Origin of the sequence: Gluconobacter sp. P1C6_b, assembly GCF_018811945.1 — a bacterium.
GTDB lineage: Bacteria > Pseudomonadota > Alphaproteobacteria > Acetobacterales > Acetobacteraceae > Gluconobacter.
This window is the reverse complement of sequence record NZ_JACRVU010000017.1, coordinates 1-10,415: the sequence shown is the minus strand read 5'-3', so window position 1 is coordinate 10,415 and position 10,415 is coordinate 1. Positions and strand designations below refer to the sequence as shown.

At 58.6% G+C, this 10,415-nt stretch carries 11 protein-coding genes; 1 reads left to right on the top strand and 10 read right to left on the bottom strand.

Annotation, left to right across the window (positions count from 1 at the left end; translation table 11 throughout):
* Positions 1 to 4 precede the first annotated feature (4 nt).
* The 10 genes from KP701_RS11580 to KP701_RS11535 are packed head-to-tail and all read right to left on the bottom strand — an operon-like array spanning position 5 to position 10,181.
* Positions 5 to 712, bottom strand: coding sequence for a transglycosylase SLT domain-containing protein (locus tag KP701_RS11580; protein WP_215747302.1), 708 nt, complete (start codon positions 710 to 712; stop codon positions 5 to 7).
* On the bottom strand, positions 709 to 1,494 hold the full coding sequence (locus tag KP701_RS11575; RefSeq protein WP_252345582.1) for a DUF1796 family putative cysteine peptidase: 786 nt from the start codon (positions 1,492 to 1,494) through the stop codon (positions 709 to 711). Before KP701_RS11575 ends, KP701_RS11580 begins: the two co-directional genes overlap by 4 nt.
* Entirely contained in the window at positions 1,491 to 2,834 is a 1,344-nt protein-coding gene (gene pilV / locus KP701_RS11570) for a shufflon system plasmid conjugative transfer pilus tip adhesin PilV (RefSeq protein ID WP_215747300.1), read from the bottom strand. Before pilV ends, KP701_RS11575 begins: the two co-directional genes overlap by 4 nt.
* Position 2,835: 1 nt before the next feature.
* Positions 2,836 to 3,309 carry a type IV pilus biogenesis protein PilM gene (gene pilM, locus KP701_RS11565; RefSeq protein WP_215747299.1) on the bottom strand — a complete coding sequence of 158 codons (474 nt, stop codon included), beginning with the start codon at positions 3,307 to 3,309 and terminating at the stop codon, positions 2,836 to 2,838.
* 6 nt (positions 3,310 to 3,315) lie between these two features.
* On the bottom strand, positions 3,316 to 3,843 hold the full coding sequence (locus KP701_RS11560) for a type 4 pilus major pilin (protein ID WP_215747298.1): 528 nt from the start codon (positions 3,841 to 3,843) through the stop codon (positions 3,316 to 3,318).
* Positions 3,844 to 3,894: 51 nt separating this feature from the next.
* The gene (locus KP701_RS11555) at positions 3,895 to 5,025 is read right to left on the bottom strand and encodes a pilus biosynthesis protein PilR (protein WP_215747297.1); all 1,131 of its coding nucleotides are present in this window, start codon (positions 5,023 to 5,025) and stop codon (positions 3,895 to 3,897) included.
* On the bottom strand, positions 5,025 to 6,707 hold the full coding sequence (locus KP701_RS11550; RefSeq protein ID WP_215747296.1) for an ATPase, T2SS/T4P/T4SS family: 1,683 nt from the start codon (positions 6,705 to 6,707) through the stop codon (positions 5,025 to 5,027). The genes KP701_RS11555 and KP701_RS11550 overlap by 1 nt, the downstream gene beginning before the upstream one ends.
* Positions 6,704 to 7,888: a type 4b pilus protein PilO2 gene (gene pilO2, locus KP701_RS11545; RefSeq protein ID WP_215747295.1), complete on the bottom strand. Its 1,185-nt coding sequence runs from the start codon at positions 7,886 to 7,888 to the stop codon at positions 6,704 to 6,706. Before pilO2 ends, KP701_RS11550 begins: the two co-directional genes overlap by 4 nt.
* The gene (gene pilP, locus KP701_RS11540; protein WP_252345581.1) at positions 7,885 to 8,529 is read right to left on the bottom strand and encodes a type IV pilus biogenesis protein PilP; all 645 of its coding nucleotides are present in this window, start codon (positions 8,527 to 8,529) and stop codon (positions 7,885 to 7,887) included. Before pilP ends, pilO2 begins: the two co-directional genes overlap by 4 nt.
* On the bottom strand, positions 8,526 to 10,181 hold the full coding sequence (locus KP701_RS11535; RefSeq protein WP_252345580.1) for a secretin N-terminal domain-containing protein: 1,656 nt from the start codon (positions 10,179 to 10,181) through the stop codon (positions 8,526 to 8,528). The genes pilP and KP701_RS11535 overlap by 4 nt, the downstream gene beginning before the upstream one ends.
* A gap of 51 nt (positions 10,182 to 10,232) precedes the next feature.
* Between KP701_RS11535 and KP701_RS11530 the strand changes: the two genes are divergently transcribed.
* Positions 10,233 to 10,415: transposase (locus tag KP701_RS11530; protein WP_215747293.1), on the top strand; the 183-nt coding region annotated here is incomplete at its 3' end.

Here is a 10,415-nt window from a genome sequence, read left to right as displayed (position 1 = left end):
TCGCCTATGATGGCGGAGACGTTTGTGAGTGCGCAGCGATCTGGACGTTTTTCCAAACCTTACGTTGATAAGCGACGTTGTACTTGGGGGTACTGGAATTGTAATTGCCGACCCGCCTCCAGAATTCTGCGGCGTTGTCTGGGGTGTGCCCCCCAAGAGCGCCAGCGAGAACCCAGGCGCCAATATGAATATTCAGGCAACCATCGTTGATGATCTGCTCGCGCGTAATCCCCATGCGGGCGAGTTCTGGCAGGTGCATCGAATTGACCTGGGCAGGACCCATGTCATAGGTGCCGTTTGTGTTCCGGCTGATATGTCCGATCCGACCACCCTCAGTGAGCAGAATGGCCCGGTAGAGGAGTTCGGGCAGATGATACTGCCTGGCAGCATGCGCCACGCAGGCCCCAAGAGAGCCCGTAAAACCGGTGGCAGGGGGTGACACCGGCTTGTCCTGCTCCGGCCCCCTGGGCGACGAGCGGGCTGCGCCAGCCCATGCAAGGATCCATGCTCCGGCCGCAATGTTCATGCAGGCGTTGGACCTGACCTCCTCAGGATCAAATCCGGCGCGTTGGAGGATCGGTAACCACCGAAGGTCGATTTTCATCACACCAAGGCCCGGCCCCGATGCATGATCTATGACACGCTCAATGGATGCGACGGGCACGCTATAGGCTTGGGCGGCCAGTGCAACACAGGGCGGAAGCGCGGTCATGGGAGAGCGACCGGATGGAGGTGATACTGATAGATCAGTCGTAGGATCATGAGTTCGTCTAGGACGTCCGGGAAATAGCCAAGAGCGCCTTCGTCGGACACGGGCCTGAAGTCATACAGCCTCGATCCATTCCGTTCCTGAGAGAGTTCAAGTCCAACGCTCTCGCCGTTGTCGCGCTGCGGCAGGAGTTGAATCGCCAGAAGCTCGGCGTTGGGCGTGAGGCGGTTGATGAGGTCAACCAGCTCGCTGAAATGCCAGCCAATGGGATTGGAAGGCCGGGAGACCATGACAAATAGCTTGCCGCTCCTGGATTTCATCAAACGTCGGTGCCGGTCGATACACCGTGTATAGTAGTGGCGATGTTCAGGGGTCTGCGGATCCTTATGGGGGAACATATCCTTCACCCCAAAGCGATCACGGAACGCAGCGTGGCCGTTTTCGCCAGGTTTCGGGAGGAAATCCGAAAAGTCCGTCTCGAGGCAGTGTTGGATCATTCCCGGGGTCGCATGGACCCAGTCGAAAGGCAGCGCGCCCATGCGCAGGTCTGCGTTCCGGAGAATGGTTGCTGGCAGACAGTGTGTTCCCAGAGGAATCACATGCTTCACCCGGTGCCCCCCGATCGTTCTGACACCGTAATTCGGCATTTTGGAGGAGCGTCGATGTTTGTAGCGACGCAAGTTAATACGTAAGGAAATGAGAAACTCCGGCGTAAAATCGTAGGTTCCAGGTTTGATGCCGCTTTGCGGCGCGGCGCGGCGCGCCAGGAGACGCAGTTCACTCATTGTGCGATACAAAGATGTAGAGCTGAGTAGCCGTAGTTGCCGTACCAGAGGGTCGCCGATTGCATGTCGGTGCTTCCCGCCTGACATGAAAAGCCGCCCGTATAGGGATTAATGACGTCGTATTCGTCATTCCCATCGCTGGTTTTCGGGACATAATATCCGATGGGCGGGCGGGTCGTGGACTTCCAGATTCCGTTCACGCAGCTTAGAAGTGCGCCGCTCCCGTCATTCTGCGCGGTAATAGATCCGGTTACGCATGCACCGCCAGGCGCTCCCGTTCCGCTAAGGCGAACGCCTTGCTCAGTATATAAAGTTGCAAGATGCTCATCAGCAGCGGAGCCATCCGAATGCTGTAGATAGAAAGCGCCTGGCGTGCGCAGCGCAGCATTGGAACCATCTCCGTAAAAGTATTGACCACCGATTTGAAGCGAGTTTCCTGATGGAAGTAATACTTTGTTTGCTGTTACTGTTTGACCGACGGTAACGTTGTTCCCGAACCCGGCATCCCCGTTTGCGTTCATCCAGGCTGCGGCAGGCCCATTTACGGGGCCAGCTCCGATATTTGCATTTGCGTAAACATCATTCGCATGAACGCCGCCGTACCATCCACTTGGATATCCAGAATTTGGATCAAGGCCGTTGGTGCCGACTCTGTCCGCAAAACGGCCGGTCGTGGCGTGGATTGCATTCGTATTGGTTATGTCGTTTCCGCCCATATTTAGGTTTGCGTTCATTGTGTTCAGCTCAGGATGGTTCGGAACATTGTCCCGATACAGCGTGTCGCTGTTGTATTGAGAGCCAGCAGTACCGCTTGCGAGGCCGAACAAGTGTCCTGCGCCTGGGTTAACGGGGGTGCCACCGAGAGCCATTCTCCATCCACCATTTGCGCCGATGGCTGTTTGGCTATTGACGTTTGGAACAATATTGTCAGCTCCAATGAAGCCCGCATGACTGCCACCCAGTGCCGCTATGCGCGTGAGCGTCGATAAGCCAAGGGACTGCCCTCCCCATGAGGTCACTACTGCATTAAGTTCGTTAGACGACGTCTGCTCGACGTAGACGTGCCAGGTTTGTCCGTAAGGGTTTTGCTGACTAAAGTTTGGGAGAAGAGGAAGAACATTTAGAGGGATTTCGAGCGCACCGCCGACGGCTACAGTTGAGGCCAAATCGCTGTAGTGGCCATCGACGTAATTACGCGACGCAGAGAGAAGATCTTGGAACTCCCCTGCTGTTATGGCCTGGACCTGCCGGTCCTGGCCTTTTTGGATCATGAGACCGACCGTCGGGATGAGGATCGCAGCAATCGCAGTACCCGCGAGGATCGAGAGCAGAGTTTCCATTTCAGTAGCCGGATCCTGTAAATATCACGAAGGAGACGACATCACCTGACGGCACAGTGACAGGGAGTGGTCCCATGTCGCCGCCAGCCGGTGTGGTCCAGTGCTGTCCGGTAGACACGCCTATCGCACGGTCGCCGTCAGCCAGGGAAAGAACGTCGTTAAGCGCCCCGCTGTTCACATCCCACCACGTTACGACTTCTGAGCCTGAGCCAGTGCGCAGGACGACGTTCTTCATGGCCGAAGTTGCAGTTTGCGTTTCTGTTGCCGGAAGCGACGCGATGTCGATTGAACCAGAGACAGACGGATGGGCATACACGTACGCCTGCACCGCTCGCTTGTAGGACAGGAACGCCGCAGCGCCGGAGGCCGCTGTAGAGGATCGCTCCGGCTGCTGGCTGTTGACGGCGCGCTGCTCCATAATCATGCCGGTCAAAAGCGAGACCATGAGAAGCCCGAAGAGGAGGAATGCGCCCATCAGATCTTATTGGCCGGCCGTATCGACGTAGCTGAACTTGATCTCACTTACGCTGGTGTTGCCCTGATTACAGGCAGCGGCGATGTTTGAGCCAACGCTGGAGTTTGAATTGTCGACCCAGACGCCCGTGCCGTTGACCATGACGAAGTTTGTGGGCTGAGACAGCGCAAACTGAGCACAGGATGACGACGGAATTCCGTTCCAGTCCTCATAGAAAGTATTGTTCGTACCGGAGAGCGTTACGGTCGAACCCTGCCACGGACCGGCAATGGTCTGGCTGTCGCCGTTGGACATGGCGCTTGGAACAACGCCCGCTCGAATGCTGTTGTAATTGTTGACTCCGCTGTAGTTTTCAATGCCACCGGCCACGGTTGCGCCGTATACCGAACGCGCCGAATGCCAGATGTCCGTTGCTTCCGCGATAGCCGTAGTTGTGCCGGAGCCGTGGTAGGCACGCATCGCGTATATACCGACGCCCCCGAGGGCGAGCATCGCAATGATCGCGCCTGCGATATAGGCAACAAGGCGTTCCATGAAATCAGTCCTTTCGTAGACTCAGATGGGAGTGTTCACCGCGCTGGAGGCTTACATGCTGTCCAGCGGAACGAATGTATCAGTGGCCAATGTGAGTGCGCCCGTGATGAGCCACATGAGGGCAAAGCCCGCGATGCGCAGTCTCTCGGCGCGCTGCACGGCTGCCATTTCAATGTCGTCTGCCCATAGCTTCGATGAGGCGAGCAGCCGGTCGTAACCGTCTTTTGAGCCGCCCCAGGAGTTGGCGATGTCATCGATCATATCTGGCGACGGAAACTGAAAGCCGCTTTCTTCGAGCGCGAGCGGGAAGAGGAGAGCGTGCTGCCCCATGAGGTCGGCAAGACCGTTAAGGCGCTCGCGCAACCAGGGTGAAGCGGTCTTAGCCTGTTCCTCAAGGACCTGGGTTTCGGGCGTTCCAGCGCGCACGAGGATGATATAGGTCGAAAGCCACACATAGCCTTCGATCGCCCGGTAGGTGGACCATGGCGGGATCTTTTCCAAAAAGAGCCTAAGCGGGCCAGTCAGCCGCTTCAGGCTGGCGACGACTGCGAGCGCTATGGCAACGACCACTGCGATGGTCCAAAGCGGGCCTGTCCCGGTGATCCAGTTTGTCGTCGTAAGGATAACTGTTTCGGAAGCGCTCTGCCGGTGCGACATGGATTGAGCAAAAGGCAGGAGCTTCGGGATCGCAAACTTCGCCATGACCCAGAGCGTGGCGGACAGGATCGCGCAAAACGAGACGATCAGGAGCACGACTTTGCGGTTTGCCTTGATGATATGCGCCGCTCGCCGGCGCTGCTCGAGGAGGTTTTCGAGCGCCTGAGCTAGGTCCCCACCTTTTTCCCCCGCGTCAATGATCGCAAACTCGTCGGCCGGGATCAGCGGCTTCATTGCGGGGGCCATCTTGCGGCCGTGTTCGCTCATCTCTTCAAGCAGTACCTCGACCACCTCTGCGGTCGAGCGGGCGAGCATCCCGCGGCGTCGGAGCCGACGCACATATTGCTGGAAGAGCCGCTCAGGGGTTGAGCCGTTAGCGTCTCTGAGCCGGGGAATCATCATCTGGTAGAGCTTTGCGCGCGCATCCCAGCCGAAGTTCAGGCGATGTAGAAGCAGGCGGAATGGAGAAGCACCCTCGAGCCCATAGGTGCGCCGCTCGTCGTGGTAGATGACCTCGAAAGGCATCAGGCTGCCTCCTCGTCATTGTTAACGCGGTCAGCTTCTTCGGCAGCCCGTGCACGTTCCGCTCGGCCGATGCGGCGATCGCGATCAACCTGTTCTTTGGACGGGATCTTGTCGACCTCGCGAAGGATCGTCCAGGGATCGACTTTCCCTTGCAGGGCGAGTGCAATCGCCTTTTCTACCATGGGTGTGTCAACGTCTGGACGGGAGCGGAAGCGACGCCTCGCAATGGCGATGCCCTTCGTGATGAGGTCGTTCATCAGCTCTTCGTCGGTTTCGACCACCTCTGCCACGGAGGTAACGGAACCGATGCCCGTAAACTGGCAGTGCGCGCAACCGCCAGCGTGCATCTTGAATGTCATTGACGTGTCGCCCCAGCTCGCTAACGCGGCTGCCGCGCGGTGAGGCATACGGTCGTCCCCGGGCGTCCATGGTTCCTTGCAGCTGTCGCATAGGATCGGAAGCAGGCGTTGGGCAACGATCCCCCGGATGACCGAACTATTGCAGGTGACACGAAACGAAAGACGCTCGAAGTTCATGTTCTGCAGGCGTGTGGCAAACTCAAAGGGGTCTTCGATATGAAGGGTCGTGAGGACACTATGTCCGGTTTGCGCAGCGTCGAATGCGGTGAGAGCGACCTCGGCATCGCGGATTTCGCCGATGATCAGCCGGTCTGGATCCATTCGAAGGCTGTAGCGCAGATTGTCCTGGAACCTCTTGCCTGCTGCAGCAGCGTCCAGGGCATTAGAGATTTCCAGCTGGACAGCCCAGGGCATGGGATATTCGACCGGCTGCTCAATCGCGACAAGACGCTTTCCGGGATCCGTGCGGGCTTGCCATTTCGCGAGCTCGAAGATGGTTGTTGTCTTTCCGGATCCCGTCGGCCCGGTTAGCATCAGAACCCCTGAAGGTTGCGTTGCAATATACTTCAGGCGGTCGACCTGATCTTCGGTGAAACCATATTGAACAAGTTTCAGCTGACCATCCGGTCGACGCGGTAGGGTTAAGAGTACATTGTTCGGGAGGGCGCCGGATCCCTCACTTTTCTCCCGATATTGCAGACGGAGCTCCATGTGGCCGCCGCCATCATTTGCCGGATAGGCCGGCCCGCGCACCAAGCGGACGTTCTCAAGGCCGGTCCCATCGAGAAGATGGCCAGTGATACCGCCGTCCTGCGTTTCCTGCGGCTTGATGGTGTTGTCCTGACTGGAGCACAGCCGATACAAGGCGACGAGGAGGGCGTCGCCATCTGTATTATTCAGCTCACGGTACACCATGAGACTTTTCTTGATCCGAAACTGAATCTCCGTGTGCTCGCGCCGGCGCAGGATGTGCACGTCGCTCGCCCGGCATGTTGCGGCAATTTTTAGAACTGAGATCGCCTGGTTACGGGCAGTGTTTGAGGCTTCGCCCGGCTTATGGTGTGCTGCGCCGCGTTGACGGATCTCTTCCCGGCGCCGAGTGATGTCGCTGAAGGCTTCCCAAACAACGTGATAGACGACGCCCGTAGTATTGAGATGACTATTCAGCCATGCCTGAAAGACATCACTCGAGCGCTTCGTCCGATCAATGTAAATTGTCTTCGTCAGATCATCGACCGCAGCATGCTGCGCGTCATTAGGGCTCAGGCGGACGCCGGAAGACTTAGGCCGCGCCTTGCCGCGACCTAGTGACAAGAAGCTCACGCGGGATCTCCTGACGTGATTTGAACGTTGATGGCGTAAGACCCGGCACTCTCGTTGCTGCTACTGGAATCGCGCGTCAGGCCGGTCTCATGGTGGAGTTGAATGAAATGGAGGGTCGGAATGAGGCCCCATTGCGTTGAGCGAGGATCTGTGGGCCAGGTAAAGATCGCGCTTGTGCTGGCGAGAACCCCTGAAGGAACCACCGGCTGGCCCGGACTCACGGCGACCGGTGCCGCGTGAAGCTGGCTTTGCACTCCGACCCGCTGCAAGAGCGCGAGAAGCATCCGGCGGGCGTCGCCTTTGGGCGCCAGCGTTGGTCGTGTCCGCTTTGGCTGCAGAGCCATTACCTGGCGGATTACATTGCCTTGGTCGTCATATTTGCCCGCTGGTGCCTGTGCGAGCGTACCACCCGCCCGGGTCCAAGTCAGATCGATTGTCTGTTCATGACATGTCCAGTCCTGTAGCTCCCACCCGTCCACAAAAAGGGGTGTAGCCTTGGCGGTATTCATACATGCCGCCAGCCAGTCGTCAGGTGCGACAACGGTTCTGCGCTCTTCCGCGAGGCGTCTCCGCGCTGCTTCTTGTTCCATCATTTTTTTGCGTTCTGCGGCAGCAACATGGGCGTTGTGGACATGCCACGCATCTGCACCGAGCGCGCCGAGGCTGAGAATTGCCGCCGCGGCGCCAAGAACGACCATAGTGCGCCGCGATGATACTTCCCGTAGGGGAAACGATATCGGCGCAAACGTGGCGAACTCATCTTCGACCCTGTCGAGGTCGAAGCGCTGCCGCCGCGCGATCATCGCAGGATCCAGCCGCTGCTCGAATGCTTCGCGATCATCAGCGCTGATCAGGGTATCGGCAAAGGGTGTCAGCAGCCCGTCAGGGCCGGTGGCGATAATCCAGACCTTGCCCGGCTCGGGCTCGTATTCTGCGTACGCATTCGGTCCCAGGTGCCGAGCTGCTGCAATAGCTGCAGGCGAAAGAGACTTGCGGCGTGACCCGTCGGCAAAGGTAAAGAAGCCGACCATCACGGGGTTGCCGGGAACGATTATATAATTGGTAGCCCCGATTGCTCGCGCACGAGCGTGGATCTCACGCGCGGGAGGGCGTCGACCATAGGCACTCCAGCTTGCATCCAGGCACCATTGATGATCGCGGGTACGAAGATCGATGCTCATCGCCGCGTGCCCGGCAAGCCTGTCATCTGAACTCCCGGGAAGCGGGACGCAGACTGCTCTGTCGCAACTGGCGCGCTCACGGACGAACCATCATCATTAGAGAGAGGGATCATGTCCTTGCCATGCCGGACATAGACCGCATCGGACCGCAAACTAATGACTACCGCGCCGTCCGGCAGCGTTGTTCCTTTGACTGCGTCGAGCATGGCGCCGTCATTCATCTTCAGGGTTGCGGTCAGCTTCCCCCCGTCTGACACGATCATTGCAATCCGGGGCGGCACGTATGGCGGAGGGCCACTCGGCTGAGATGGCGCAGACAACGAGGGTGGCGGCGTAAGCGTCGGGAAGCCGGGAAGAGGAAGCATGCCACCCGTCGGGCCGGCTTGGGCGGCCGGCGGCTTTTCCTTCATTTTGCGCTCGGAGTCAGCAATCTTGGCTCGGAACTCAGTAGCAAGGCTTTCCTGCTGAAGCTCCTTCAAACAGTTGTTGTTCGCATCGATCTGATCCGCCGTTAGCACCTGGCCCGGGGCAGCACGCTCAAGATGATACGCGCACTCCGGGATGTCGGCCTGCGCCAGCGAGGATGAGGCCACCACAATAGCGGCCGCCATGCACGGATAGAGAAAGAACGGCGCGTTCATAGCGTGTGAGCCTCCACCGTAACAATCACCTGCGTTTTCTGGGTCTGGGCATCCCCGCCTCCTCCGAGCAGCCAGAGAAGAGGAGAACCGGCGCCGGTGCGGTCGCGTGATGAGGCGTCATCGATATAACCCGACAGCATCAGCGTGGAGCCGGAATGCAGGACGACGGTATCGTCAAGCGAGGTGCTCGACGTTTTGGGTTCCTGGATCGAGGAACCGCTCGCACTGAAATTCTGAATGCTCAGGAGGGTCTGAAGCAGGAAATTGATGTGCAACATGATCCGCTGATCAACGATGCGTGGCGTGACTTCTCCCATGAAGCCGCTCATGACCACACCTGGAGACAGCGTGGCCGACGAGCCGGCGTTGGATGCGAGCACCGTTGAGGAACTCGCAAGGTACGTCGTATTGATTCCATTCTGGAAGGGCGCGGACATTCCGTTCGTTGCAACGGCGGAGCGGCTGTACATTTCGGTGACGTTACCGAGCTCTGACAACGCCTGTACCGCGAGCTGAGAACCGGAGAACTGTCCGGCAGCGCCCTTCGCGCTATCGAGAATAGACGCGCCAAAGGAGAAGGGAATATCATTGGTCTGCAGACCCGGAATGGCCGCAGGTGCCATGCTGAGACCGTAAACCTTGCCGTAATTTTTCAGGGCTATCTGCGGACTGAAACCGTAGTTCGTCTCATGGGTGATTTTGAGGGTATAGACATGAACCTCGATAGCGACCTGCTGCATGAGGCTTTCTGACAGGCCGTGGATCCAGTCCGATACACGGGCAACCTGATCCGGATTACCCGTCACAGACAACGTCCCTAAGCCTTGGTCGGCAATAACCTGTCCACCATTGGCAACGGTTTGAGCGGTCTTCTCCAAATTCTTCCAGCGGTCTGTTTTGCTTTCGCGGGAGATGGACGTCATTCCGGAGGAGGAGCCGCTACTTGAGCTACCGCCGGAGGAGCCGCCACTTCCGCCACCGCTCATTCCTCCGCCGCCCGAGCCTCCGCCTCCGCCGCCTGAGCCGCCGCCTGAGCCGCCGCCGCCAGTGTAGGCCGTGATTGACGTGTTGATGTTTGTCGAACCGGGAAAGGTTGGCACGACAAATGTTTTCGTCTCGTTACGGAAAAACCGTATCTGCCCATCCTCGAAACGCTGCCAGATCCCGAAGCGCGTCGCGATGGCCTGAAACAGTCCTTCCCGGGTGCCGTCATAGCTGAGCCAGGCGCTTGGCCCATGCCAATTCGCAGGGGAGGAGCTGCGATGGCGGCTCGGATATGAGGCCGCCGCCGTGGTCAGGGATGGAGGAGGAGGAAGGTTTAGGCCACTGAAGCTTCCGCTCGCGCTCGGCAGAGACGCGCCTTCGTCATCGTCGCTGTCTTCCGCGTCCGGTGCCACGCTAACCGGAATATGCGTAACACGGCTGGCGAGAATGGCCGCGTCACGCAGCCCAATGGGGCGCGCGATAAGGATCGAAGCGGGAGCCCTCAGGATCTCCGGCGTGGTCTCACGATCACGAAGCTGCTCTCCCAAAAGGTAGGGCGCATTGACGGAGGATACGATCTGCTCGGGAGGAGCATGTGTCGTCTCGCCGAGCTTGGCGATATGCTCTTCCTTGTGTCGTGCATCGTCGAAGTCAGAGGTGGTCCCCATTTTTCGGACAGGGCGATAAGCTATCATCTGGCCTGAACGAGGACGGGTTTTATGGGCAAGGTTACGCGGAAACGGTATGCGGCAGAGTTCAAGTCACGGGTTGCGCTGGAGGCGATCCGTGGGGAACTGACGCTGGCGGAACTGGCTTCGAAACATGGGGTACATCAGACGATGATCGCCCAGTGGAAACGGCAGGCGATCGAGGGGATGGCGGCGACCTTTTCCGGGAAGACG

Coding starts and splice junctions, on each gene's coding strand:
- KP701_RS11535 (WP_252345580.1), bottom strand. CDS start 10,181: ATGGGGACCACCTCTGACTTCGACGATGCACGACACAAGGAAGAGCAT.
- KP701_RS11575 (WP_252345582.1), bottom strand. CDS start 1,494: ATGAGTGAACTGCGTCTCCTGGCGCGCCGCGCCGCGCCGCAAAGCGGC.
- pilO2 (WP_215747295.1), bottom strand. CDS start 7,888: ATGAGCATCGATCTTCGTACCCGCGATCATCAATGGTGCCTGGATGCA.
- KP701_RS11555 (WP_215747297.1), bottom strand. CDS start 5,025: ATGCCTTTCGAGGTCATCTACCACGACGAGCGGCGCACCTATGGGCTC.
- pilM (WP_215747299.1), bottom strand. CDS start 3,309: ATGGGCGCATTCCTCCTCTTCGGGCTTCTCATGGTCTCGCTTTTGACC.
- KP701_RS11580 (WP_215747302.1), bottom strand. CDS start 712: ATGACCGCGCTTCCGCCCTGTGTTGCACTGGCCGCCCAAGCCTATAGC.
- KP701_RS11560 (WP_215747298.1), bottom strand. CDS start 3,843: ATGGAACGCCTTGTTGCCTATATCGCAGGCGCGATCATTGCGATGCTC.
- pilV (WP_215747300.1), bottom strand. CDS start 2,834: ATGGAAACTCTGCTCTCGATCCTCGCGGGTACTGCGATTGCTGCGATC.
- pilP (WP_252345581.1), bottom strand. CDS start 8,529: ATGAACGCGCCGTTCTTTCTCTATCCGTGCATGGCGGCCGCTATTGTG.